At 67.9% G+C, this 23,378-nt stretch carries 23 protein-coding genes; 11 read left to right on the top strand and 12 right to left on the bottom strand.

The annotated features are described in order from the left end of the window. Nucleotides 1–107: 107 nt before the first annotated feature. A complete protein-coding gene (locus GVN21_RS11065; RefSeq protein WP_240902872.1) occupies nucleotides 108–512 on the top strand; it encodes a hypothetical protein in 405 nt (134 codons plus the stop codon). After that, nucleotides 509–1,453, top strand: a complete 945-nt coding sequence (locus GVN21_RS11060) for a sterol desaturase family protein (protein WP_166574799.1) — start codon at nucleotides 509–511, stop codon at nucleotides 1,451–1,453. The genes GVN21_RS11065 and GVN21_RS11060 overlap by 4 nt, the downstream gene beginning before the upstream one ends. A gap of 4 nt (nucleotides 1,454–1,457) precedes the next feature. Here the strand turns inward: GVN21_RS11060 and GVN21_RS11055 are convergent, their stop codons facing one another. Genes GVN21_RS11055 through GVN21_RS11045 form a run of 3 tightly spaced genes read right to left on the bottom strand, consistent with a single transcriptional unit; the run spans nucleotide 1,458 to nucleotide 3,539 of the window. Then, a complete protein-coding gene (locus GVN21_RS11055; protein WP_166574798.1) occupies nucleotides 1,458–2,411 on the bottom strand; it encodes an NAD regulator in 954 nt (317 codons plus the stop codon). A 43-nt stretch (nucleotides 2,412–2,454) separates the two neighbouring features. Further along, a complete protein-coding gene (locus GVN21_RS11050; RefSeq protein WP_166574797.1) occupies nucleotides 2,455–2,967 on the bottom strand; it encodes a hypothetical protein in 513 nt (170 codons plus the stop codon). Further along, nucleotides 2,964–3,539, bottom strand: a complete 576-nt coding sequence (locus tag GVN21_RS11045) for an HD family hydrolase (RefSeq protein WP_166574796.1) — start codon at nucleotides 3,537–3,539, stop codon at nucleotides 2,964–2,966. The genes GVN21_RS11050 and GVN21_RS11045 overlap by 4 nt, the downstream gene beginning before the upstream one ends. A gap of 165 nt (nucleotides 3,540–3,704) precedes the next feature. Between GVN21_RS11045 and GVN21_RS11040 the strand changes: the two genes are divergently transcribed. Together GVN21_RS11040 and GVN21_RS11035 are read left to right on the top strand one after the other, a co-directional pair. Further along, nucleotides 3,705–4,517, top strand: a complete 813-nt coding sequence (locus GVN21_RS11040; protein ID WP_166574795.1) for a universal stress protein — start codon at nucleotides 3,705–3,707, stop codon at nucleotides 4,515–4,517. A gap of 25 nt (nucleotides 4,518–4,542) precedes the next feature. After that, a complete protein-coding gene (locus GVN21_RS11035; protein ID WP_166574794.1) occupies nucleotides 4,543–4,917 on the top strand; it encodes a hypothetical protein in 375 nt (124 codons plus the stop codon). A gap of 2 nt (nucleotides 4,918–4,919) precedes the next feature. Here the strand turns inward: GVN21_RS11035 and GVN21_RS11030 are convergent, their stop codons facing one another. Beyond that, nucleotides 4,920–7,655: an FG-GAP-like repeat-containing protein gene (locus GVN21_RS11030; protein ID WP_166574793.1), complete on the bottom strand. Its 2,736-nt coding sequence runs from the start codon at nucleotides 7,653–7,655 to the stop codon at nucleotides 4,920–4,922. 130 nt (nucleotides 7,656–7,785) lie between these two features. Here GVN21_RS11030 and GVN21_RS11025 point away from each other — a divergent pair, with 130 nt between their 5' ends. Beyond that, a complete protein-coding gene (locus tag GVN21_RS11025) occupies nucleotides 7,786–8,700 on the top strand; it encodes a LysR substrate-binding domain-containing protein (protein WP_166574792.1) in 915 nt (304 codons plus the stop codon). Nucleotides 8,701–8,724: 24 nt separating this feature from the next. On the opposite strand, the gene GVN21_RS11020 is transcribed toward GVN21_RS11025, so the two are convergent. From GVN21_RS11020 to GVN21_RS11005, 4 genes are all read right to left on the bottom strand, one after another. Continuing rightward, a complete protein-coding gene (locus GVN21_RS11020; RefSeq protein ID WP_166574791.1) occupies nucleotides 8,725–9,582 on the bottom strand; it encodes a hypothetical protein in 858 nt (285 codons plus the stop codon). Nucleotides 9,583–9,684: 102 nt separating this feature from the next. After that, nucleotides 9,685–10,551, bottom strand: coding sequence for a MoxR family ATPase (locus GVN21_RS11015; protein ID WP_166574790.1), 867 nt, complete (start codon nucleotides 10,549–10,551; stop codon nucleotides 9,685–9,687). Nucleotides 10,552–10,720: 169 nt separating this feature from the next. After that, a complete protein-coding gene (locus GVN21_RS11010; protein ID WP_166574789.1) occupies nucleotides 10,721–11,143 on the bottom strand; it encodes a MerR family transcriptional regulator in 423 nt (140 codons plus the stop codon). Between the two features lie 11 nt (nucleotides 11,144–11,154). Then, the gene (locus tag GVN21_RS11005) at nucleotides 11,155–12,900 is read right to left on the bottom strand and encodes an AMP-binding protein (protein ID WP_166574788.1); all 1,746 of its coding nucleotides are present in this window, start codon (nucleotides 12,898–12,900) and stop codon (nucleotides 11,155–11,157) included. A gap of 227 nt (nucleotides 12,901–13,127) precedes the next feature. On the opposite strand from GVN21_RS11005, the gene GVN21_RS11000 reads away from it, so the two are divergent. From GVN21_RS11000 to GVN21_RS10985, 4 genes are all read left to right on the top strand, one after another. Further along, complete coding sequence (locus GVN21_RS11000; protein WP_166574787.1) at nucleotides 13,128–15,521, top strand: TonB-dependent receptor; 2,394 nt, start codon at nucleotides 13,128–13,130, stop codon at nucleotides 15,519–15,521. 170 nt (nucleotides 15,522–15,691) lie between these two features. Next, on the top strand, nucleotides 15,692–16,885 hold the full coding sequence (locus tag GVN21_RS10995; RefSeq protein WP_166574786.1) for a CoA transferase: 1,194 nt from the start codon (nucleotides 15,692–15,694) through the stop codon (nucleotides 16,883–16,885). Beyond that, the gene (locus GVN21_RS10990) at nucleotides 16,882–18,228 is read left to right on the top strand and encodes an MFS transporter (RefSeq protein WP_166574785.1); all 1,347 of its coding nucleotides are present in this window, start codon (nucleotides 16,882–16,884) and stop codon (nucleotides 18,226–18,228) included. Before GVN21_RS10995 ends, GVN21_RS10990 begins: the two co-directional genes overlap by 4 nt. A 106-nt stretch (nucleotides 18,229–18,334) precedes the next feature. Then, nucleotides 18,335–18,943 carry a TetR family transcriptional regulator gene (locus GVN21_RS10985; RefSeq protein WP_166574784.1) on the top strand — a complete coding sequence of 203 codons (609 nt, stop codon included), beginning with the start codon at nucleotides 18,335–18,337 and terminating at the stop codon, nucleotides 18,941–18,943. 63 nt (nucleotides 18,944–19,006) lie between these two features. Here the strand turns inward: GVN21_RS10985 and GVN21_RS10980 are convergent, their stop codons facing one another. Next, nucleotides 19,007–19,489, bottom strand: a complete 483-nt coding sequence (locus GVN21_RS10980; RefSeq protein ID WP_166574783.1) for a hypothetical protein — start codon at nucleotides 19,487–19,489, stop codon at nucleotides 19,007–19,009. Between the two features lie 50 nt (nucleotides 19,490–19,539). Then, a complete protein-coding gene (locus GVN21_RS10975; protein WP_166574782.1) occupies nucleotides 19,540–21,363 on the bottom strand; it encodes a tetratricopeptide repeat protein in 1,824 nt (607 codons plus the stop codon). Between the two features lie 134 nt (nucleotides 21,364–21,497). Between GVN21_RS10975 and flbT the strand changes: the two genes are divergently transcribed. Both flbT and flaF read left to right on the top strand, forming a co-directional pair. Beyond that, nucleotides 21,498–21,923: a flagellar biosynthesis repressor FlbT gene (flbT, locus tag GVN21_RS10970; protein WP_166574781.1), complete on the top strand. Its 426-nt coding sequence runs from the start codon at nucleotides 21,498–21,500 to the stop codon at nucleotides 21,921–21,923. Beyond that, a complete protein-coding gene (gene flaF / locus GVN21_RS10965; protein WP_166574780.1) occupies nucleotides 21,883–22,245 on the top strand; it encodes a flagellar biosynthesis regulator FlaF in 363 nt (120 codons plus the stop codon). Before flbT ends, flaF begins: the two co-directional genes overlap by 41 nt. On the opposite strand, the gene GVN21_RS10960 is transcribed toward flaF, so the two are convergent. Together GVN21_RS10960 and pseH are read right to left on the bottom strand one after the other, a co-directional pair. Next, on the bottom strand, nucleotides 22,242–22,715 hold the full coding sequence (locus tag GVN21_RS10960) for a hypothetical protein (protein WP_166574779.1): 474 nt from the start codon (nucleotides 22,713–22,715) through the stop codon (nucleotides 22,242–22,244). The genes flaF and GVN21_RS10960 overlap by 4 nt on opposite strands. Before the next feature lie 69 nt (nucleotides 22,716–22,784). Continuing rightward, complete coding sequence (gene pseH, locus GVN21_RS10955; protein ID WP_166574778.1) at nucleotides 22,785–23,372, bottom strand: UDP-4-amino-4,6-dideoxy-N-acetyl-beta-L-altrosamine N-acetyltransferase; 588 nt, start codon at nucleotides 23,370–23,372, stop codon at nucleotides 22,785–22,787. Nucleotides 23,373–23,378: the final 6 nt, after the last annotated feature.

Here is a 23,378-nt window from a genome sequence, read left to right as displayed (position 1 = left end):
AGATCGCATCCGATGCGACGAGAGGCCCCCGCCTGGCGGGGGCCTTTTTCGTTGACGGCGGGGCCTGCAGGGTGAAATTCCCATTCCTTGGGGAATGGAGCGTCAGGTTGAACGCCATCGTCATTCAGTTGCTGGGGTCGGCCGTGGCCGTCGCGGCGATGGTCGGCATCGCCGCCTGGGCGCGAATCCCCAGGCCCTGTCCGGCTCTCGACGAAGCCGCCGCCCGGGAAATCCTCGCCGTCGAATACCCCGACCATCCGGTAGGCGCCGTCTGGTTGGCCGCTGATGGGGCAGGGGCCATCGCCCGGTCCGGCGACTTGGCGCTCGTGATCGGCCGGCTGGGCGATTCCTGGGTCTCGCGCGACCTGCCGTGGGACCGTGCCCTTGCGAGCGAGATCCGTGGCGGTCGGGTGCGCATCCGTACTGCCGACAGCGGCGCCCCGCGCCTCGACCTTGCCGTCAGCGGGGTGAACCCCTGGCCGCCTGAACACGAGCGGGACCTCGCCGCATGACTCTCGACCCCATCAAGCCGGCCTTTGACCCGGTCACCCTGGCCATCCCCCTGTTTGTGATCACCATTGTCGGCGAGATCATTCTGGGCCGGCTGCGCAAGGCCAAGGCCGCCTATGAGCCGCGCGATACCGCCACCTCCCTGATGATGGGTCTGGGCAGCAACATCGCTGGCCTGCTGACCGGCGCCGTAGTCATCGCGGCGGTCGTGGGGGTGTGGCAGTTCCGCATCTTCGACATTCCGATGACCGCCTGGTGGGCCTGGGTGGCGATTTTCTTCCTCGAGGATCTGACCTACTACTGGTTCCACCGCCTCAGCCATGAGCGACGGTTCTGGTGGGCCAGCCACGTCAACCACCACTCCAGCCAGCACTACAACCTGGCCACCGCCCTGCGTCAGACCTGGACCGGCGGGATCGCCGGCACCTGGCTGCTGTGGCTTCCGCTGGCGCTGATCGGCTTTCCCCCCGCGATGATCGCCATCCAGAAGGGGATCAGCCTCGTCTACCAGTACTGGATCCATACCGAGGCGATCGGGAAGATGCCGCGCTGGTTCGAGGCGGTGTTCAACACCCCCAGCCACCACCGCGTGCACCACGCCCGCAACCCACGCTACCTCGACGCCAACTACGCCGGCATCCTGATCATCTGGGACAAGCTGTTCGGCACCTTCATCCCCGAGACCGACGAGGAGCCGCCGCGCTACGGCCTGGTGAAGAATCTGGGCGATTTCAACATCCTGCGGGTGGCCTTCCACGAGTGGATCGGCATCGGCAAGGACCTGATGACGGCCCGCTCGCCACGCGAAGTGCTCGGCTACCTGTTCGGCCCGCCTGGCTGGAGCCCGGACGGCTCGCGGGAGACATCCAAGACACTGAAGGCGAAGTGGTTGGCGCGGCAAGAGGCGGCGAAGGAACCGGCGCCCCCGCTGGCGGCGGAATAGAGCGCTAACCCCGCCCCGGCAAACTCAAGCCCGGCGCCGGTCGCGCCTGCAGCGCCTCCCGGCGATAGCGGAAGAGCTCGGCCGGCCGCCCGCCGGTGTCGGCGTCCATCCGGCCCAGGCCCTCGACCAGTTCGGTGCGCTCGACCACCCGGCGGAAGTTTTGCTTGTGCAGGGGGATGCCGGCGATGGCCTCCACCGTCCGCTGTAGCGCCGACAGGGTGAACTCCGCCGGCATCAGTTCGAACACCACCGGCCGATACTTCAGCTTGCCGCGCAGCCGGCCAAGGCCGGTCGCCAGGATCCGCCGGTGGTCGCTGATCATCGGCTCGCCCAAGGCGGCCGAGATGGCCGCCGGCTCCGGCGGATCGCGGCCGTCGGCGCGCGCGGCGTCGCGGGCCGCTTCCGGCGCCAGGCCGGCCTCGTAGAGCAGCTCATAGCGCTCCAGCACCCGCTCCTCGTTCCAAGGCGCACCGTCCAGCGCGAACGCCAGGCGCGCGCGGGCAACGCGGCCCGCATCCTTGCCGGCCCAGGCCATCAGGGCGGGTGCGATCCCTTCGTCGATCAGTTCGGGGCGGCCCTTGCGCCAGTCCTCCCACGGAAAATACCGTGACCAGCTGGCCCAGACGGTATCCGCCGCCAGGCTGCCGCTGGCCGAGGGGGTTAGGGCCAGATAGCCCACCGAGACCACCCGAGCCCGCCCGGCCCCGACCTCGGCCCGCGGCGCGTCCCGCCCCAGGTCGCCGAAGGTGTAGAGCTGTTCCACGTAGCCAAGTTCGAACCCGGTCTGGCTGGAGACGAAGTCCCGCAACGCCAGCTCGAATGTCCGATCCTTCTCCGGCGCAAAAGGCCCGAACGGCAGGCCCGCCGCCTGGTCCGGCCGCACCGTCAGCACAACGGCCTCGCCGTCGCGGATGGCGACGATCACAGCGGACAGGCCAATGACAACGGAAAGGATCATGGCCAGGGGATAAAGGATTTTTGGACGGGTATGAAGGCGAACCCTAGAACCGCGACGGCATCTCGAACGGGGCGCCCGGATAGACATAGGTTCCGCGCCCGATCGCCCGCACCGCGTCCACCATCCGTCCGCCACGCCCCAAGACATCGTCGGCCAGCGCCACGATCAGCGGGTTCGGGGTCGCGCCCGGGGATGCCTTACGCAGAGCCTGCGCGATCGCCGCCTCCGACGCATCGGGGTTGCGGGCGCAGGCGATCAGATAGGCGGCGGCTGTCGAGCGGCTGACCCCCGCCCAGCAATGCACCAGCATTGGATCGAGGGTCACCCAGCCCTCGGCGAAGTCGAGGATCTTCCGCACCAGGCCCTCATCGGGCAGGGTCTCGCCATCGGCGGCCTCCCAGATGTCATGCACGCTGAGCTTCAGGTGGTGGTCGGGATAGAGCGCTCGCGGCGCCTGGCTCATCAGCCCTTCCTCGAGGAGGGTGATCACATGGGAAGGCTTCTTCCACTTGATCACCGTCGGCGCGTCGCGCAGCGGGCTGACGATCAGGGTCATGCCTTGCGCTCGAAGCCGGCGGCCTCCGACAGGGCGTGGAACCGAGCGACGTAGTGGGCCTGGGCGACGCTGGGCGGCTCGGGCCGGATCGTCAGCTGGTAGCCGTTCGGCGGCGCGCCAAAGAAGCCCAGGCTCTCCTCGACCGTGAAGCCGGCCAGCTGGGTGGCTTCGAAATAGGCGCAGGCGCGGTCGGCCTGTTTCAACAGCTTCTTGATGGCCAGCGGCGTCTTCGCAGGCAGGCCGAAGCGAGCGTGGATGGCGTGCTCCAGCCGCTCCTCGAAGTCCTTGTAGGACACGCCCAGCGCCGCCTTGAACGGGCTGATCATGTCACCGATCACATACTCGGACGCGTCATGGAGCAGGGCGGCCAGCCGCCATTTCGGTTCCAGGCTCGGGTCGATGTAGTGGGCGATTTCCTCGACGACCAGACTGTGCTGGGCCACCGAGAATCCGTGCTCGCCGATCGTCTGGCCGTTCCAACGGGCCACGCGGGCCAGGCCGTGGGCGATGTCTTCGATCTCGATATCCATGGGCGAAGGATCGAGCAGGTCCAGCCGGCGGCCGGACAGCATGCGCTGCCAGGCTCTGGGTGGTTCTTTGCTGCGCGTCCCCTTGGCCAATGCGTAGTTCCCCTGGCTCGACAATCGGACGGTTCAACTGGAGCATCGCTTGACAAAGATCAACGACCGGAACGGGGTATCCCCCACAATCGTTGGTTCAAACATGGAGATAAGTTCATGAGCTGGGCCCGTATCATGGCGCCGCTGTCGGGCGGCGCAGCCGACGAGACCGTCCTGGCGGCCGGCGCCGCGCTCGCCGCGCCGTTTGACGCTGAGCTGGCGGCGGTGCACGCCCCGGCCGACGTCGCGGACCTGATGCCCTGGATGGGCGAGGGGTTCATGGGCGGGGTGCAGATCACCGCCATGGACAGCCTTAAGGAGGCCGCCGCGGAGGGCCGCCGCGCCGCCGAGGCCGCAGTCGCCGCCAGCGGCTACGGCAAGGCCCGCTTCGTGCCGCTGGACACGCCCGTTTGGGCCGGTCTGTCCATGGAAGGCCGGCTGTCGGACGTCGTGGTGTTCGGCGACGAGGCCGCGCGCGGGCGTGGCCCCCTGGCCGAGGCCTTCCAGCAGACCGTCGCTGATGAACAGCGCCCGACCATCGTCGCCCGGCCCGGCCTGACGGTGGGGGGGACTGTTGCCGTCGCCTGGGACGGCGGCAAGGAGGCCAGCCGGGCCGCCCGCACCGCCCTCCCGCTTCTGGAAAAGGCCGGGCGGGTCGTCATTCTCTGCGCGCCCGATGCGTCCTCTCGCAATTTCGATGGTGGTCGGCTGCAGGCCTTCTTCGCCGCTCGCGGCGTGACCGCCGAGGTCGAGACCCTCACGGGAAGCGGCGACGCGGCCCATCTGTTGCTGGCCGCCTGCCAGCGCCTCGGCGCCAACCTGCTTGTCGCTGGCGCCTTCGGCCATCCGCGCCTGCAGGAATACATCTTCGGCGGCACCACCCGCACCCTGCTGAACAACGACGGCCCGTCGCTGTTCCTGTCCCACTAGCGCCCCCAACATTGGAGAAACAGGCATGACCCTGTCCCGCATCATCATGCGCCTTGCCCGCAATCCGGGCACCGAGTTCGCCGATGGAGACGACCACCGGGGCTACACGCTCGTCGCGCCCCTGACGGACGACGGGATGCTCAATCTCGACGCCTTCCAGAAGGCCAAGGCCGACTGCACCGTCCGCCGCTTTGCCCCCGATGAAGACGCTACGACCGGCCGCCTCGCCCGCCGCCGGGACAACTGGTACTTCGACTATGACGAAGAGACGGACACCGACGACGAAGCCGTCCACAAGCTGGGTCAGCACCGGTTCGCGGTCGGCGAATATGTCTCGGTCGCCGACGAAGACGGGCGATTGCTGGCCTACAAGGTTACCGACGTCCAGCCGGTCGCCTGAGGTCAGAGCAGCCAGGAGCCGCTCTGGCCGGTGACGTTGCCGTTGATCTTCATCAGATAGTCCGCCCTGCCATCGCCATCCACGTCCAACGACAGGCTGGTGACGCCGCCCGCGAAGGACAGCGTCATCTGGCCGGCCTGGCCGTTGAAGGCGCCGACCAGCAGGAAGGCGTCGTCCGCGCCGCCGGCAATGGCGTCGATCGCTGACAGGTCGATGCGGTCGCTCTCGACGGCGGCGTAGTCGCTGATGGTGTCGATTTCCAAGACGCGGCCCGCGGGGTTGGCGCTTGAGTAGATCGACTCCTGCCGCACGACAAAGCTGTCCGCCCCGCCTCCGCCAACCAGGATGTCCGCGCCCAGGCCGCCGATCAGGGTGTCGGCGCCGAGGCCTCCCTTGAGCAGGTCATTGCCGCCCAGCCCGTCCAGGGTGTTCGCGCCGTTATTGCCGTTCAGCGTGTTGGCCAGGCCGTTGCCGGTCCCGTTCAGATCCCCGGCCCCGGTCAGGATGAGGATTTCGACATTGTCGGAGAGGGTGACGCTGATCCCGGCCCGCACCTGGTCGGTCCCCTGTGCCGCAAGCTCCGTCACCGTGTCCCCGGCATTGTCGACGGTGTAGGTATCGTCGCCGGTCCCGCCGGTCATGCTGTCGGCGCCGGCGCCTCCGTCAAGGACGTCATTGTCCGCCCCGCCGTTGAGGATGTCGGCCCCCTCGCCGCCCGAAAGCTGGTCGGCGCCCGCGTCCCCGTTGAGGGTGTCGGAGTCGGCCCCGCCATCCAGGATGTCGAGCCCTGCCCCGCCGTTCAATATGTCATCTCCGGCGCCGCCGTCCAGGCGGTCGTTGTCATCTCCGCCGTTCAGCGTGTCGGCGCCGCCCTCGCCGAGCAGATGGTCGGCTCCGGCCTCGCCGTTGAGGTCGTCATTGCCCAGGCCACCCTTGACCAGATCGGCGCCGCCGCCGGCCAGGATGCGGTTGGCCCCGCTGTTGCCGGTGATCTGGTTGACCAGGCTGTTGCCGGTCCCATTGATGTCGCCGCTGCCTTCCAGGTTCAGGTTGTCGACATTGGCGGCCAGGGTGACGCTCACGGTGGACCGCACCCGGTCGATGCCCTCACCGCCCAGCTCGGTGATGAGATCGCCGGCGTCATCGACGATGTAGGTATCATCCCCCGTCCCGCCAGACATTGCGTCGGCCCCCGCGCCGCCGTCCAGCAGGTCCCCGCCGGCGCCGCCGAGCAGGGTGTCGTTCCCGGCGAGGCCGTAGAGCAGGTCCTTGCCGTCCAGACCGCTGAGGGTGTCGTTGGCGATATTGCCGGTCAGGGTCTCGGCCGCCGCCGTGCCGGTCCGGCTGATGTTCCCCTGCTGGCCATAGATGATGTAGGCCGCGCCCGAGAACGAGCCGGCTGCGTCATGGCCTCGCGCACCGATGACGATATCGTCAAGGCCGTCGCCGTTCAGGTCATGTCCGCCTGACACGTTCCGGCCCATCAGGTCACCGTTCGCCTCGCCGATGATTGTAAAGCCGTTCTGACCATTCAGCGAGCGCAGATCCTCAACGGCCGCCCAGCCCTCGGCGCTGCCGAACAACACATAAGCACTCCCCGCGAAGGGTGCCGAGCCGACCAACAGATCGTCATAGCCATCCCCGTTGACATCGCCCGCGTTGACGATGTCCGACGCCGTGTAGGCGTTCGTGAACTGGAACCCGTCAGAGCCATCGAGCGCGTTGAGCGCCAGCAGCGACGGACCGGAGCTCGCCCGCCCGTACAGGACGTAGCTTGTCGTCGTGTTTGAGCTGATGATCCCGACATCCTCTCGGCCGTCACCGTTTATGTCACCGAGGTTTGTCACGGCCCTGCCCAGGTTGGCGGCCAGATTGGTAGTCAACGTCATGCCATTGACGCCGTCCAGGTCGCCCACCGACAGGCTGGCCGCCCATCCCGAGGTCTTGCCGTAGACGACGTAGACCGCGCCGCTGTCGGCGGCGCCAGCGACCGCGCCAGGCGCTCCCATCAGGAGGTCGTCGATGCCGTCGCCATTGATATCCATGACCTCAAGAGACTGGCCGAGAAAATCGCCGCCCGAACCCACCACTCGGAAGCCGTTCGAGCCGTCGAGGCCACTCAACGGCCCAGTCGAAGCCCAGCCTGAGGTCTTTCCAAACACGACATAGGCGGCCCCCGAACTAGCCCCGCCGGCGTTGGAGGAGTGGTGGCTCACCACCAGATCATCGATCCCGTCGCCATTGATGTCGCCCCCGGCGCTGACGTCGTACCCTGCGTCCTGGCGATTGAAGTTGAAGCCGTTGGCGCCCGTAAAGACCGTGTAGGCCCTGGTCGCCGCCACGGCGCCGCTTTGGCCGAAGACCACCGTTGCGAGACCGTCGCTCCCAAAACCGCTGATCAACAGGTCCTGGATCCCGTCGCCGTTCACATCCCCGGCGGCCAGGGCGGCTCCGAACGCGGTGGTCGTGCGACCGGTGACCACGAAGCCGTTGGTCCCATTGAGGTCGGCCAAGCCGATGTTGGTCGGGATTCCGGAAGCCGTTCCGAAGATGACATAGGCGGCGCCGGCATAGCCGTTAACGCCTGACGCCGACACGGCCAGGTCGATGAATCCGTCGCCATTGAAGTCCTCCAGAAGGACTTGGGCTCCGAACTCTGCGCCCGCCGCCGTGCCGTTGATCTGACGCCCCGTCTGCGAGGTCAGTGACGTGAGGGGCATGATGGAGGGAAACGGCATGGGTCGACGCCTCGGCAGCGGTTACAGTCTCCCAACCCTGGCGGCCACGCCGGTGATCGATCAAATTCCAAATTGCCCGGCTGGAATTCCTGCTGGTTATGGATAACGTCCCGAACCGTTAGGGGGCGTGATGAACAGGTTGGATCCCAAGTCGCTGGAAGCATTCCGGGCGGTTATCGAGACCGGCTCGGCCACCCTGGCCGCCGATCGCCTGGGCATGACCCAGCCGGCGGTCACCAAGGCCATCGCCACCCTGGAGACCCGGACCGGCCTGACCCTGTTCGAGCGCGGCCGTTTCGGCATGCGGCCGACAGCGGAGGGCGCGCTGCTGGATGAGGAGGTTCGGCGCAGTTTCTCCGGCCTGGACCGGATCGCCATCGCCGCCGAAGCCATCCGCCAGGGCATGCGCGGGCAACTGAGCATCGCCACCCTGCCCGTGTACGCCGAAGGCCTGGTCGGGCGCGCGGTCGCGGCGCTGTCGCTCGAGGCGCCGGAGCTGAACCTCCGCATCCTGGCGGTCGATCAGGATGAGACCTATCGCCGGGTGGGCCTGGAGACCGTCGACCTCGGGGTGGTGATGGGACCGCTCAGCCCGGCGGCCCAGCTTGCCAACCATCCATTGGGCCGCCGCCGCATGATGGCGGTGATGCGCGTGGACCATCCCCTGGCCAATCGCAGCGAGGTGGGGGTGGCGGACCTGGTCGATACCGAGCTGGTCATGCTGTCGCCGCCCAATCCCTATCGCGACGCCCTCATCCACGCCTTTGCCCGCGAGGCGGCGGTGATCCGCAGCCGGCTGGAGGTGCTGACACAGAGGGGCGCCGCGCTGATGGCGGTCAACGCCCGGTCGGTGGCGGTGATCGACCAGGAGATGGCCGAGGAGATGGCCTACAACGACCCCATGGTCCACGCGGCGGCCTTCACCGCCGTCCCGCCCTGGGACGTCTCCATCGTCCACCGCCGCGACCGCCCGCTCAGCCTGGCAGCCGAGGCGGTGATGCACCGGCTGAAGCTCGCCTCGACCGACTTTCAGGCGGCCGCCTGAAGGGGCGGCGCGCCATCAAGGTCGCTATTTCTCGAAGTTGTGGCGCACCAGGGCCGTCGCGTCCTTGAACAGGCTGTTCGACCCCGTCCCGTCGCGCGGCTTCTTCGACTTGACCACGGCCACCACCAGCGGGCCGCGCGTCGGGCCCTGGGCTTCATAGCCGGCGGTGGTCCAGGCGGCGCCGGCGGTCTCGTCGGTCTTGACGAAGGTGGTCCGGAAGCCGCGCTTGCGCTTGCCGCCCATCGAGAAGCCGTCTCCATCGATGTGGGCGTCGGCGCCATCGATCACGATGTTGCCCTCGTCTCCGTCACGCCACTTTTCGCGGACGATGCGGACCTCGTTGGTGTCCTCGTTGGCGGTGATCTCCATGCCGGCGACCCGGACCTTGGCATTCTCGCCGTCGGCGTCGATGCTGACACCCGGGACGCGGATCCGGGCTTTGTCGACCCCGTCGCCTTCCTCGGTCTCGATTGAGACGCCAGGGAATTTCACCGTTTCCTTCGTGGTCTTGCCGCTGGCGACCGGTTCTGCCGGCTTGGCCGGGGGTTCGGGGGTCTCGGGAGCGGCCGGATCGGCGACCGGGGCAAACAGGCCGCGAACCTCGGCCTCGATCGGCTCCAGCGCCTTGGCGGGCTCATTGCTGACCGCCACCAGCTTCAAGGTCACCTCGGCGTCCGCCCCGCTGTAGGTGCAGGTCTGGCCGTCGGCCTCGGCGCTGACGCGCTTCAGGTCGCCCTGGGTCTCGGGACAGTCCAGCCGCGAGATCACCTTCAGCGCCTCGCGCGCATCCCGCTTGGCCCGGTACTCGGCCCGGCTCTCGCAGGCGCCCAGGGTCAGGGCGATGGCGCCGCAGCCCACGGCGGTCATCAGCATTCGTTTCATCAGTTTCAGCCCTAGAAATAGCAACGACCTCACCTGTGAGGGTGAGGCCGCGCCGCATTCCAATCCAGTGAATTCGCCGTAACCGCCTACTGGACGGTCGGATCACTGACCAGGGCGGGTCGCCCCTTCGCGCCGGGCCAGGAAGGCCAGCCGTTCGAACAGGTGGACGTCCTGCTCGTTCTTCAGCAGGGCGCCGTGCAGGGGCGGGATCAGCTTGGTCGGATCCTTTTCCTTCAGGGTGTCCTCGGTGATGTCCTCGACCATCAGCAGCTTCAGCCAATCGAGCAGCTCGCTGGTCGACGGCTTCTTCTTCAGGCCCGGCACCTTGCGCATGTCGTAGAAGATGCGCAGCGCCTCGGCGACCAGCTTCTGTTTGATCCCGGGATAGTGGACCTCGACGATGGCGTTCATCGTCTCGGCTTCCGGGAACTTGATGTAGTGGAAGAAGCAGCGGCGCAGGAAGGCGTCCGGCAGTTCCTTCTCGTTGTTGGAGGTGATGATCACCACCGGGCGGACCACGGCCTTGATGGTCTCGTCGGTCTCGTAGACGTAGAACTCCATCCGATCGAGTTCCTGCAGCAGGTCGTTCGGAAACTCGATGTCGGCCTTGTCGATCTCGTCGATCAGCAGCACCGGGCGCCCGCCGTGCTCGAACGCCTCCCAGAGCTTGCCCTTCTTGATGTAGTTCTTGACGTCCTTGACCCGCTCGTCGCCCAGCTGGCTGTCGCGCAGGCGGGTGACCGCGTCGTACTCATAGAGGCCCTGGTGGGCCTTGGTGGTCGACTTGATGTGCCAGGTGATCAGCGGGGCGCCCAGCGCCTTGGCGATCTCCTCGGCCAGCACCGTCTTGCCGGTCCCCGGCTCACCCTTGATCAGCAGCGGCCGCTGCAGGGCGATCGCGGCGTTGACCGCGACCTTCAGGTCGTCGGTGGCCACATAGTTGTCGGTGCCTTCGAAGCGGGTGGTCATCCGGCTATCCCCTCGGGGAGCGCGCCCGGCGCTCCAAACAAACGTTTCAATCAAGGTGACAGTAGCGCCGCAAACCGGGCTGTGAAGCCTTTTCGCGCGCCAATGTGAAAAAGCCGCGCACCCATGGGACGCACGGCCGGAAGGTCACCTTGGGTGAGGCTGGAGGGGTTCAGCCCGCCGCCGCCAAGCGCGGCGCCGACGCGTCCTCGCTGAGGGAGAGGCCCAGCCTGCGTGCGGTCTGCAGGATGGCGGCGGTCTGGTCGCGCAGGGTCTCCAGCCGGGCCATCAGGCTGCTCTGGGCGGCGTCGGCCATTCGCGCCTCGCCCTCGCGGTCCCCGACCGCCAGCAGCTTGCGGATGTCCTGGATCGCCAGGCCGGCGCGGCGGGCCTCGGCGATGAACAACAGGCGGCTGACGGTTTTCTGGTCGTACAGCCGGTGGCCACGCGCGTTGCGGTCCACCCGGATCAACCCCTTGGCCTCATAGAGGCGCAGGGCGCGGTGGGTCATGCCGGTCAGCTGGCGGACCTGGCACATGGCCGATCTGATCTCCAGGCCGGCGTGTTTCTTCATGGGGGTCACCGAAGCGGTCATTGTTCCATCTCTCAGGCGGGTTCGGACTGGGCGAAGCGTTCGCGCAGTTCGGCTTTGATCAGCTTGCCGTTGGCGTTGCGGGGCAGGGGCTCGCCGGCGAAGAAGACGCGGACGGGAACCTTGAACCCAGCCAGCCGCGAGGCGACGAACGCGCGCAGCTCCGCCTCGTCGGCGGCCCCGCCCTCGCGCAGCCGCACGATGGCGCCCGGCTCCTCGCCCAGCGTACGGTGCGGCAGGCCGATCAGCGCCGCCTCGTCCACCGCCGGGTGCTCAGCCAGCAGGTTCTCGACCTCGATGCAGTAGATGTTTTCGCCGCCCCGGATCAGCATGTCCTTGGCCCGGTCGACGATGTAGGCGAAGCCCTCCTCGTCCAGCCGCGCCAGGTCGCCGGTCTTCAGCCAGCCACCGCCGAAGGTCTCCTCGGTGGCCGCCGGATTGTTCCAGTACTCGATGGCCACGGTGCATCCGCGCACCCACAGCTCGCCGACCTCGCCTGTGGGGGCCTCGGTCCCGTCCGGCCGCATCACCTTCCACTCGCCCAGCGGCGTTGGCGGGCCACAGCTGTCGGGCTTTGCCAGGTAGTCCTCGGCGGTGTTGTTGGCGAACACCGCACAGGTCTCGGTCATGCCCCAGCCGGCCGAGGGCGCCGCATGGGGCCACACCTCCCGCACCCGCCGCGACAGCTCGGGCGGGCAGGGGGCCCCGCCGTAGGCAACCCGCTCCAGGGAGCTCAGGTCGTACTTCTCGCGGTCGGGATGGTCGACCAGCTGCCAGGCGATGGCCGGCACCCCACCGGCGGTGCTGATCCGCTCGCGCTCGATCAGGGCCAGAGCCTGTCCGGCGTCGAACCGGCGCATGAGCACCAGCTTGTCGCCGTTGAACATCAGGGGGGTGAGGATGGCCGAGAAGCCGGTGACGTGGAAAAGCGGCACGGCCAGCAGGGTGGCCCGCTGCGGTGCGTTGGCCGGCCGGGCCGGCATGGTTTCGCCCCGGCGCAGGAAGGCCCGGGCGGCGACGAACTGCTGGGTCAGGATGTTGGAGGTGAAGGCCCGGTGGGAGCCGACGGCGCCCTTGGGCTTGCCGGTCGTGCCGGAGGTGTAGAACAGCGTCGCCGCCGAGTCGGGGTCCATCTCCGCGCCGAGGGCGTCGATGGGCGGCAGGTCGGCGTCCGGCAGGCTGGCCCACCCGGCGACCGGGCCGATCAGCGTTTCCAGCGGCGCGGCGCCCTCGCCCCGGGCGACCATTACGTGGTCGAGATCCGGCAGGCCGGCCAGGTCGCCGGCCACCCGTTCCAGGCGCTCGGGATCGAAGATGGCCACTTTGGCCCCGCTGTCCTTCAGGCCGTAGACCAGCTCCTCACGGGACCACCAGGCGTTCAGGGGGGTGGCGATGGCCCCGATCGCGATGGCGGCGCAGACCGTGACCGGCCATTCGGGCAGGTTGCGCATGGTCACTGCCACCCGGTCGCCGGGCTCGACGCCCATCTCGACAAAGGCCGCCGCCAGCTGGGCCACGGCCTTGTGAAAGTCGCCGTAGGAAACCCGCTCATCCTCCAGGACGATGAAGGTCCTGTCTCCATGCTCGCGCACCCGCCCCAGCACATCGCGCATGGTCTGCGGCCCCTTGGCCCAGGTCTTCAGAAGCTGGCCGCGCACGGGGCGCAAGGCGGTCTCGAACGGCGAACCGGCCGCCGTCAGCCTGGCGTAGGCGTCGGCGACGGAGATCGCCGGCCATCCGGTCGCGGAGGAAATTGACAACCCTGTCTCCCGGTAAATCGTGATTTTTATAAACGTAAAGAAAAAATGCCTCGACGGTGTCTCGTGTCAAGAGGCCGGAGCGCTCGATTTCCGCCTGCCCGGCGAAAATGGACGAAGACGGCATCCAGAATGTGATGACCTATTGAACGACCAGAAAAATTCCTCTAGCCATCCTGAACAATCATAAAGGGGCGATTGAGCCCCGTCGTTTCGGGAGGGAGTTAGATATGAAATCCATGCTCATCGCGGCGTCTTCCATGGCCGCCCTGCTCATCGCCGCCCCGGCGCTGGCCCAGACCGAGCCGGAAGCCGACACGGCCGGCACCGTCGACGAAATCATCATCACGGCCCAGAAGCGGGAGCAGTCGCTGCAGGACGTGCCGATCTCGGTCACCGCGGTGGGCGGCGCCGCCATCGAGAAGGCCGGCGTGAAGGACATCAAGGACTTGACGGTCCTGGTTCCCAGCCTGAACTCGGTGTCCACCTCCTCGGAAGCCACCACCAACGTCCGGGTTCGCGGCATCGGCACCGCCGGTGACAACCCGGGCCTGGAGTCGTCGGTCGGTGTGGTGATCGACGGCGTCTATCGCCCCCGCAATGGCGTCGGCTTCGGCGACCTGGGCGAAGTCGAGCGGATCGAAGTGCTGAACGGCCCGCAGGGCACGCTGTTCGGCAAGAATACCTCTGCCGGGGTCATCAATGTGATCACCGCCAGCCCGACCTTCGAGCCGGCCATCAAGGCCGAAGCCACCGTCGCCAACTATGGCGAAGTCGGCGGCTCGCTCAGCCTCAATGGCCCGATCCTCGACGACAGGCTTGCGGGCCGCTTCTTCATCGTCGCCCGCACCCGCGACGGCTGGATGGATGTCGAAACCGCCGGCGGCCCGCGTCGCCGCAGCGACTCGCACGACCGCAACTACCTCTCCATGCGCGGCCAGCTGCTCTATCTGCCGAACGAGGATCTCGAGATCCGGCTGATCGGCGACTACAGCTATCGCGACGAGCTCTGCTGCCTGGGCGTGCCGCTGATCTCCGGGGTCAACGCCGGCCGGATCAACAGCCTGACCGGTGGCCTGGGCACCGACAGCACCCCGAAATACACCGACTACAAGGCCTATGCGAACCGCGAGGACGCCCAGACGATCAACGAGGGCGGCCTGTCGCTGGAAGCCAACTGGGACATCACCCCCGACCTGACCCTGACCTCGATCACCGCCTGGCGGGAATGGGACATCGTCCGGGGCAGCGACATCGACTACTCCGGCGCCGACATCGGCTACCGCGACAACAACGGCGACTTCGGCACCAACTTCAAGCAGTTCAGCCAGGAACTGCGCCTGGCCGGGACCGCCGGCCCGCTGACCTACGTCGGCGGCATCTTCTACGCCAAGGAGGAGATCGACCACCGCCAGTCCTGGCAGTACGGCCGTGACCTGGAAAGCTTCCTGGGCCTGCAGCTGTCGGGCGGGCTGAACCCCAACGCCGTCTCCAACTTCACCCTGCTGCCGGTCGGGACAAACTTCCCGGTGGGCCTCGGCCAACAGGACCAGTTCCTGCAGGAAGGCGACACCACGGCCCTGTTCGGCAACGTCAACTGGCAGGTGACCGAGGGCCTCGAGCTGACCCTGGGCCTGCGTTACACCCACGACGAGCGCAGCCTGGAGTCGGTGTTCTTCAACAATGGCGGGGCTCCGGCCTGCGCCGCGATCCAGACCCGGATCGCCGGTGGCGCGGTGATCCCGGCCGGCGTGATCGCCGCCCTCTGTGCACCCAGCTTCGACAGCGGCTTCAACAACGCCACGACAAGCCAGGACCGCACCGAAAAAGAATGGGGCGGCACCTTCAAGGTGGCCTACCGGTTCACCCCGGACTTCATGACCTACGCGTCCTATTCGCGCGGCTACAAGGGCGGCGGCTTCAACATCGACCGTGAGCGCCTGGCCACCACGGTCATCGATCCGGACACCAGCTTCTCGCCGGAGTTCGTCGACGCCTATGAGGTCGGCGCCAAGTCGACCCTGTTCGACCGCGCCCTGACCCTGAACACCGCCGTCTTCTGGCAGACGTTCACCGACTACCAGCTGAACGTCTATACCGGGTCCAGCTTCGTGGTGACTTCGCTGCCCGAGGTCGTCTCGCGCGGCGTCGAGGTTGACTTCTCCTGGCGCACCCCGGTCGAGGGCCTGCGGTTCGGCGGCGGCGTCACCTATGCAGAGACCCAGGCCGGCGACTTCACCGGGATCCCCGGCGTCTCGCCGGGACTGGCGGACTCGCGGATCGTCATCGCGCCCCTGTGGTCGGCTTCGCTGCAGACCGACTACACCCATGACCTGGGCAACGACCTGGAACTGCGGTTCAACCTCTCGAGCAAATACACCTCGGAGATGAACACCTCCTCCAGCCTGACCCCCGGCACCACCCGCGACAAGCTGCTGCTGATCAACGGCCGGATCACCCTGGCCAACATCGACGACAAATGGGCGCTGGAAGGCTGGGTCCAGAACCTGACGGACGAGCGGTACATCAACCAGGCGTTCGCCACCCCCAACCAGACCGGCAGCTTCGGCGCCTTCGTCGGGTCGCCCCGGCTCTACGGCCTGACCCTGCGGATGCAGTTCTAAGGCTGTTCACAGATCTCCACGGACCCCCTCCCTAGCGTCCGTGGCGAGCCGTCGGGCCGGCCAGCCGCCGGTCCGCCGATCCAAGCGGCGTCCTCCTGTCCTGGGCCGCCCGACACTAAAAGGCGGCGTGGCCCCTGCCGCGCCGCCGTTCTTTTTTCTGAGGTGACGGCATGCTGCACGGACTGAAGGTCATCGAACTGGCGACGTATGTCGCCGCCCCAGGCGCGGGCGCCATCCTGTCGGACTGGGGCGCCGACGTGATCAAGATCGAGTCGGCTGATGGCGACCCGATGCGCCAGTTCTTCGCCAGCCTGGGGAAGGAGGAAGCGGTCAACCCGGTGTTCGAGGTCGACAACCGGGGCAAGCGCTCGGTCGTGCTCGATATCGCCAGTGAGGGCGGCCAGGCCATCGTCGCTCGCCTGCTCGATGGCGCCGACATCCTGCTGACCAACATCCGCCCCGCCTCGCTGAAGCGCGCGGGCTTGGACTTCGAGACCGTTCACGTCCGCTTCCCAAGGCTGATCTACGCCTCGGTCACCGGCTATGGCCTGACCGGGGATGACGCCGACCGGCCGGGGTTCGACACCGCGGCCTTCTGGGCGCGCTCGGGCCTGATGGCCGCCTCGACCGTCAAGGGCGGGGAGCCCGGCCAGCCACGTACGGCCGTGGGCGACCATGTCTGCTCGCTGGCCACCGCCGCCGCCATCCTGGCCGCCGTGGTCGACCGCCACACGACCGGCGTTGGTCGGCTGGTGGAGACCTCCCTGCTGCGGGCCGGGACCTATGTGCTGGGCTCCGACCTGGGCATCCAGCTGCATATGGGTCGGCTGGCCTCGACCCGGGCGCGGCATGAGGCGGTCAACCCGATGAACAACTTCTTCCGCACCGCCGACGGGCGCTGGTTCGCCATCATCCCGCGCCAGGGCAGCGGCGACTGGCCCCGCCTGGCCCGCGCCGCCGGCATCGAGGCCCTGATCGAGGACGAACGCTTCGCCGCCGCCAAGGCGCGCCGTGCCAATGTGTCGGAGCTGGTCACCCTGCTCGACGAGGCGTTCGGGGCAATGGACTTCCAGGCCGCCTCCGCCGCCCTGGACCGCGAGAACTTGGTGTGGGCGCCGATCCAGACCCCTGCCGAGGTGGCCGAGGACGCCCAGGCAGAGGCCGCCGGATGCTTCACGCCCGTGCCACTGCCTGACGGTGCGACCCTGCGTTCGGTCGCCTCGCCGGCCCGCTTCGACGGCCAGGACGTGACCATCGCTCGCTCGGCCCCGACGCCGGGCGAACACACCGACAGTGTGCTGGAACAACTCGGCTTCACCGCCGATGAGCGCGCCGGCTTCCGCGCCTCGGGAGCGGTCGCATGAGCGCGCCCGACGTCGCTCTCGACCCCAACAAGTCCGCCTCGCCGATGGCCAGCGCGGCGCGTCGCTACACCCTGACCGTCCTGCTGGTCATCTACACGCTGAACTTCCTCGACCGGCAGATCATCAACATCCTGGCCGAGCCGATCAAACAGGAGCTGGGCCTCGCCGACTGGCAGATGGGAGCCATGACGGGCCTGGCCTTCGCGGCCATCTACACCTTCCTGGGCATCCCGATGGCCCGGTTCTCCGACCGCTGGAACCGGGTGTGGATCGTCTCCGCCGCCTTGGCGACCTGGAGCGCCTTCACCGTGCTCTGCGGCCTGGCCCAGAACTTCACCCAGATGCTGCTGGCCCGGTTTGGGGTCGGGGTGGGAGAGGCGGGCTGCACCCCGCCGGCCCAGTCGCTGATCACCGAGATCACCCCCAAGACCGAACGCGCTCGCGCCCTGGCGTTCTATTCCCTCGGCGTGCCGATCGGCTCGCTGTTGGGCATGGTGATCGGCGGGGTGGTGGCCGATCACTGGGGCTGGCGCACGGCCTTCTTCATCGTCGGCCTGCCCGGCATCCTGCTGGCCCTGCTGACCGTCCTTACGGTCAAGGATCCGCGCGGAAAGGCCATGGTGGCGGCGGCCCAGGCGGCCTCACCGCGCCAGACGTTCAAGGAAGTGCTGGGCGTCCTCGGCCGCAAGAAGTCCTTCTGGTATCTCGGTTCCGGCGCCGGCCTGATCAGCCTGGTCGGCTACGCCCACCAGTCGTTCTACGGCTCCTTCTTCCTGCGCAACCACAAGGCCGAGATCACCGAGCTGGCCACCGGCATGGGCTTTTCCGGCCCCATCGGCCTGATTGGCCTGTCGCTCGGCCTGATCCTGGGCGTCTCCGGCGCCCTCGGCACCGTCCTTGGCGGGCGTCTCGGCGACCATTTCGCCGCCAAGGGCCAGGGCGAGGCCGGCTACATGACCGCCCCGGCCATTGCCACCATCCTGGCCATGCCGATCCTGGCCTTCGTCTTCCTGACGCCGACCGCCGTGGCGGCCCTGGCTCTGCTGGCTGTGCCGACGGTGCTCAAGGGGCTTTGGTACGGGCCGGTCTACGCCTCGGTCCAGGGCCTTGTCGCCGACCGCTCGCGGGCCACGGCCACCGCCATGCTGCTGCTGCTGATCAACCTGATCGGCCTGGGCACGGGGCCGCTGATCGCCGGCATCCTCAGCGACCTCTACGCTCTGGCCCTTGGGCCGGCCGAGGGGCTGCGCTGGGCGATGGTGACCATCTGTCTGTTCGGGGTCGCGGCCGGTGGTCTGTTCTGGCTGGGCCGGCGCCACCTGGTGGCCGAGACCGTGTCGTGATGTTGCGGAAGCCAGCGCGATCAGCGCTATATGATGGCGCGAGCCTGAGGGGGGATTCTTGGGCCGACCAATGAGGAAGGGCGCGCAAACGCCCTCACGGGAGGGCGTGGACGAAAAATCCAGCCGTGAACATCTGCTGGATGCGGCCAGCGCGGTGATGATCGAAGAGGGCACGGCCGACGTGTCGCTCCACGCCATCGCACGCAAGGCCGGCCTGACCGCCCCCCTGGTGACCTACCACTTCGGCAGCAAGGAGGGCCTGTTGCTGGCCCTCGCCCGACGGGCCACCGGCCGGTCGATGGAGCAGCTGCAGGAACTGGTGGCCATGCCGGTGCCGCCGGAAAAGAAGCTGCGGATTCACATCAGCGGCATCATCCGCAACTACGCCCGCTATCCCTACCTGAACAACCTGCTGAACCTGCTGCTGCGCCAGGAGGCGTCAGAGACGGCCCAGTCCCTGAAGGCCGCCTTCGTCGCCCCCCTGGCCGACGCCCAGCGGGCGATCATCGAGGAGGGAGTGGCCTCGGGCCGCTTCCGCCCGATCGACCCCGCCCTGGCCTATTTCATGATCACCGGCGCGGCTCAGTCCTACTTCTCGTCCAACCGCATCACCGTGAAGCTGATCCTCGGCGCGGAGCCCGATCAGGAAGACGTGGAGCGCTACGCCCGGGAAGTCGGCAACATGATCCTGAACGGCATGCTGTTGCGAGAGTAGCCAACGAAAATCCGCCCACCCCGGGACCGGGATGGGCGGATGTCAGTGCGCCGTTACGGCTGGTCAGTCGGCGCCGGGATTGATCGACACCGGGTCGGAGGCCGGGAAGGTTTCCTTCAGCCCCTTGTCGAGCTGGCGGTCAACGTGGGGATCCTTCTCGTCCTCGGCATCCTCGCCGGGATCGCCCTGGGTGGCGTCGTTTTCACGCGTGCCGCCGGAGGCTTCATAGTTCCGGGCCCGCTCCTGGTCCGTGCCGATGCGATCCTCATCAAAGGCGAAGCTGCGGTCTTCAGACCCGGCGCGGATGCCGGTGTCATCGCGTTCCTCGGTCAAGTCTCCGTCGTCGAATTCGGCGGCCTCGAAGTCGATCTCGTCGCGTTCGGGGTCCAGGTCGTCGATGTCGGAATCGTCGGCGGCCGAGGTAGCGTCATAGACGTCCGACACGTCGTCGAAATTGGCGATGTTACGGCCATCGGCCGTCAGATTGGTTTCGTCCAGGACCTCGGCGCGATCCTGCGGGTCAGCGTCATTGTCGATGTTGGACATGGGGTTCCGTTTCCTCTTGGCGGAGCCTCTCTCCGCCCGGAATCAACCCCTCAGGTTTGCTTGTGTTCCGCCCCGAACGCGCTAGCCAGCGCCCCGGCGATCTCCTCCATCACCGCGCCCCATTCTCCATAGGCCGGCGGGTTGAACACCCGCGCCTGCGGATACCAGGGGTAGGCGTCCGTCCCCAGCATGGTCCAGCCGGCCTTGGGCGTGATCAGCCACACCGGGGCCCCACAGGCGCCGGCAAGATTGAGGGTGGCGTTGGAGAAGCCCAGTGTCAGATCGAGGGCGCAGGTCAGGGCGGCGACATCGTCCAGGTCCTGCTTCAGGTCGATGCCGGGCGGAACCCAGATGTCGATTCCTTCGGCCCTCGCCGCCGCCAGTTCGGCCTCGCAGTCGCCGTACTGCAGATTGACCAGGGTCACGCCCGGAACGCGCAGCACCGGCTCCCACTGCTCGAACGGCGAGAAGTAGCGGTGCCGCGCCCCCTTGCTGGTCATGCTCTTCCAGAGCAGCCCAACCTTGGGTCCCGCCGGCGCCGTTTCCAGCACTGACCGCCAGTGGGCCACCCGCGCCGGATCGGCTGTCAGGTAGCCGGCCCGCGCCGGAAACGCCTCGGCGCTGCTTCGGAACCGGCGCAGCGGGGAGGCGAGAGGCGCCCAGAGGTCGATGGCCGCCAGGTCCTCCGGTTCCAGGAACGGCACGACCCGAACCGTCCGCCCGTCGACGCTGAAGGTGGCATGGGCGCCGACGCGGGCCCGCGGGAAGCTGCGGGCGAACAGGGGGATCAGGCGGGGCTCGAGCGACAGGGTCAGCCTGCCGTCTGGCCCCAAGGCCTCGAGCACATCGGGAATGGCGTTGGCGAACAGCAGCTCATCGCCCAGGCCCTGTTCCCCAATCAGCAGCAGCGACTTGCCGTGCAGGTCGCTCTCGGGTGTCCACATCGGCCGATCGACCAGGAAATGGGTGACGTCGCCGAAGCTGGGGTCGCGCCGCGCCTCATAGTCGTCCCAGCCCTGAGCCACATGGCCCAGCGACAGGTGCATGGTCGAGCGGGCCAACCGCATCATCAGCTGCTCATCGGCCGGCATCGGCGCGGCCATGGCGGCGTTGCAGTCCTCCAGCGCCCCGGCCGCATCGCTCAGCAGGTGGCGGGCCGTGGCGCGGTTATAGCGGGCCTTGGGGAAATCCGGCTGCAGGCGCAGGGCCTCGTCGAAGAAGGTGGCGCTAGCGGCCGGATCGCCCTGCTCGGCCAGCACGCTGCCCAGGGTGTTCCACAGCATGGCGTCGGCCGGATGGGCCATCAACGCCGGGCGCAGGATGTCGATGGCCTCGGCATAGCGGCCCTGGTCGCGCACGGCGCAGGCCATGTTGTTCAGCGCCTCGGTGTTTTCGGGGTGGGCCGCGACGAAATGTCCGAACAGCTTTTCGGCCGTCTCCTTCATCCCCATCCGGTAGGCGAGGCGGCCCATGTCGTTGGCCACTTCGGCATGATCTGGCAACAGCATCAGGGCCTTCTCATAGGCCCGCACCGAGCTGGCGAAATCCCCCGCACGCTCCCGCGCGATGGCCAGCAGGTACCAGCCGAAGCCGGACTGCTCGTCCAGTTCCAACCCCCGGATCGCCAGAGCCCCGCCGGTGTTGAAATCGTCGGCCTGGAGGGCTGTAACTGCCTGTTGCAGCAGGCCATTTACCGACGCCGACTTCATCTCCGCCAGGGCGTCCAGCATCCGCGCCAGGGCCGCGGGGGAGCCCGCCTGACCGACGATTCCTTCCACCGGCCGCGCCGCCGCCGCCTCGCCGACCACCGGCGTCAGGCCCGCCTGGGCCGACAGGGCGGCCGCGGAAACCTGCGATTTCAACGAGCGGGACATGGGTTTTCAGCCTGATGATCGGTCGGCCGGACCCTGCCCAGTTATGGTTACCCCCGCCTTAAGACCGGCTGGCGTGACAAGGCCCTGTTAACCATAAGCGGTTACCCGTCAGTCCGGTATCGGGGAGAGGTCAAGTGCCACTCAAGCTGTCATTGAAGCCGGGCGAGCGGTTCGTCCTCAACGGGGCCGTCGTGCAGAACGGCGACCGCCGGGGCGTGCTGATCCTGCAGAACAAGGCCTCCGTCCTGCGCGAGAAGGACATCATGCAGGAGGCCGAGGCGGTCACCCCGGCGCGCCATGTCTACTTCCCCGTCATGATGATGTACCTCGATGAGGCCGGGGCGAACCGCTATTACGACGAGTTCGTCCGGCGGCTGACCGAGTTCATGAATGTGATCGGAAACCCGTCCGTGCTGTCGGATTGCGTTAACATTTCCAAGCACATCATGGAGCGCGAATACTACAAGGCGCTCATGCTCTGCCGGAAACTGGTGGACTACGAGGACGAAAGGCTGGGGAATGGGGCTTCAGGCGTATCAGCAGGCGGCGGCGAGGGCTGAGAACCCGCGCGAGGCCGAGTACCGGCTGTTCGGCCAGGTGACCCGGGCGCTCATGGAGGCCCAGCAGCTTCCCGACACCCAGTTCGAGGGGCGGGTCGACGCGCTCGACTGGAACCGTCGGCTGTGGTCGGCCTTGGCGACCGACTGCTCGCAGCCGGAGAATTCCCTGCCCATGCCGCTGCGCGCCCAGATCATCTCGATCTCCCTGTGGGTCGGCCGGCACACCAGCGCCGTGATCCGCCGCGAGGAGGAGATCGGCCCGCTGATCGACATCAACCGCATCATCATGCAGGGCCTGCACGGCGGCTCCGAAGCGGCCTAGTCGGTCAGCTTCACACTGCCCAGGAACCGCGCCACCCCGGCCGGATCGCCCCCTTGCGGCGTCAGCGCCATGGCCACCAGCACCGCGCCCGGACGGGCGATGGCAATGGCCTGGCCCTCGATGGGAAGGCTGGAGGCCTGGCCCGCGAAATCGGCCCAGCGCACCTGGCCATCGGTCCACCGCCGTTGAACCTGGCCGGACATGGCTTCCACGCCGCTGTCCAACACGCTGTCCAAAAGCGCCTCGTCGGTTTCTCCCTGGGTCGGCACCAGGAAGATGGCATAGGCGCCCTCGTCCCCGACCAGCAGCCATTGCTCCGGCTCATAGGCACCGGACTTTATGTGGGTCGCCGACCCGGGAAGTTCCGCGGAGAAGCCGGCGTCTTCCGCCTTCAGCAAGGTCCAGTCGGCCGCCGCCGCCGGAAACGCCAGGCCGAACGCCACCGCCAAAGCCGCCCACCACCGTGCCATTCTGATCCTCCGCTCCGGCTTTGGCGCCGGTTAACGAAGTCTTAAAGCAACTGCGGCGCCAGGCGCCAGTCAGCTCATCGCGGCCAGTCCGTCCTCCAGCCCAGCCACGTCCACCCCGCGGGCCGCCAGCCGCTCGCGCGCCGTCGCCCTGGCCAGCGGCCAGTCGGCGGCCAGCATTCCCAGGCCGATCACGTCCCGGAACACTCCGCCCTTGCGGACGTGCGCCCGCAGATAGGCCTCGCGCGTAAAGCCGAACCCCTCGTGGGTCTTCCAGACCGCCTCGTTTTCGACCAGCACCTCACACCACAGCCGGTTGAGCCCCAGCCGCTCGAACACGAAGCTCAGCACCAGATACTCGACCTGGGAGCCGACCCCGCGCCCCCGCGTCGCCGGGTCGGCCAGGTAGTAGGCCCATTCGCACTTGCTGTTGGCGGCATCGATCCGCGCCAGATTGGCCAGGCCGACACCCCCTCCGCCCAGCTCGATGATCCAGAACCGCCGGTCGCCGCCCGCCATCGCCCGCGCCAGCCAGCCCGCGTGCTCCGCCACGCCGATGTGGTGGTCACCATACATATAGGGCGCCACCGCCTCGCTGTTGCGCCAGGCCAGCACCTGGTCGCCGTCGGCTGCGGCCAGTGGCCTCAGGGTGACCGCCATCGGCGC

The sequence above is a fragment of the Caulobacter sp. SLTY genome (assembly GCF_009905535.1).
Taxonomy (GTDB): Bacteria; Pseudomonadota; Alphaproteobacteria; order Caulobacterales; family Caulobacteraceae; genus Caulobacter.
This window is presented reverse-complemented; position numbering and strand designations above follow the sequence as displayed.

Coding starts and splice junctions, on each gene's coding strand:
- GVN21_RS11060 (WP_166574799.1), top strand. CDS start 509: ATGACTCTCGACCCCATCAAGCCGGCCTTTGACCCGGTCACCCTGGCC.
- GVN21_RS11055 (WP_166574798.1), bottom strand. CDS start 2,411: ATGATCCTTTCCGTTGTCATTGGCCTGTCCGCTGTGATCGTCGCCATC.
- GVN21_RS11050 (WP_166574797.1), bottom strand. CDS start 2,967: ATGACCCTGATCGTCAGCCCGCTGCGCGACGCGCCGACGGTGATCAAG.
- GVN21_RS11045 (WP_166574796.1), bottom strand. CDS start 3,539: ATGCTGTCCGGCCGCCGGCTGGACCTGCTCGATCCTTCGCCCATGGAT.
- GVN21_RS11040 (WP_166574795.1), top strand. CDS start 3,705: ATGAGCTGGGCCCGTATCATGGCGCCGCTGTCGGGCGGCGCAGCCGAC.
- GVN21_RS11035 (WP_166574794.1), top strand. CDS start 4,543: ATGACCCTGTCCCGCATCATCATGCGCCTTGCCCGCAATCCGGGCACC.
- GVN21_RS11030 (WP_166574793.1), bottom strand. CDS start 7,655: ATGCCGTTTCCCTCCATCATGCCCCTCACGTCACTGACCTCGCAGACG.
- GVN21_RS11025 (WP_166574792.1), top strand. CDS start 7,786: ATGAACAGGTTGGATCCCAAGTCGCTGGAAGCATTCCGGGCGGTTATC.
- GVN21_RS11020 (WP_166574791.1), bottom strand. CDS start 9,582: ATGAAACGAATGCTGATGACCGCCGTGGGCTGCGGCGCCATCGCCCTG.
- GVN21_RS11015 (WP_166574790.1), bottom strand. CDS start 10,551: ATGACCACCCGCTTCGAAGGCACCGACAACTATGTGGCCACCGACGAC.
- GVN21_RS11010 (WP_166574789.1), bottom strand. CDS start 11,143: ATGACCGCTTCGGTGACCCCCATGAAGAAACACGCCGGCCTGGAGATC.
- GVN21_RS11000 (WP_166574787.1), top strand. CDS start 13,128: ATGAAATCCATGCTCATCGCGGCGTCTTCCATGGCCGCCCTGCTCATC.
- GVN21_RS10995 (WP_166574786.1), top strand. CDS start 15,692: ATGCTGCACGGACTGAAGGTCATCGAACTGGCGACGTATGTCGCCGCC.
- GVN21_RS10990 (WP_166574785.1), top strand. CDS start 16,882: ATGAGCGCGCCCGACGTCGCTCTCGACCCCAACAAGTCCGCCTCGCCG.
- GVN21_RS10980 (WP_166574783.1), bottom strand. CDS start 19,489: ATGTCCAACATCGACAATGACGCTGACCCGCAGGATCGCGCCGAGGTC.
- GVN21_RS10975 (WP_166574782.1), bottom strand. CDS start 21,363: ATGTCCCGCTCGTTGAAATCGCAGGTTTCCGCGGCCGCCCTGTCGGCC.
- flaF (WP_166574780.1), top strand. CDS start 21,883: ATGGGGCTTCAGGCGTATCAGCAGGCGGCGGCGAGGGCTGAGAACCCG.
- GVN21_RS10960 (WP_166574779.1), bottom strand. CDS start 22,715: ATGGCACGGTGGTGGGCGGCTTTGGCGGTGGCGTTCGGCCTGGCGTTT.
- pseH (WP_166574778.1), bottom strand. CDS start 23,372: ATGGCGGTCACCCTGAGGCCACTGGCCGCAGCCGACGGCGACCAGGTG.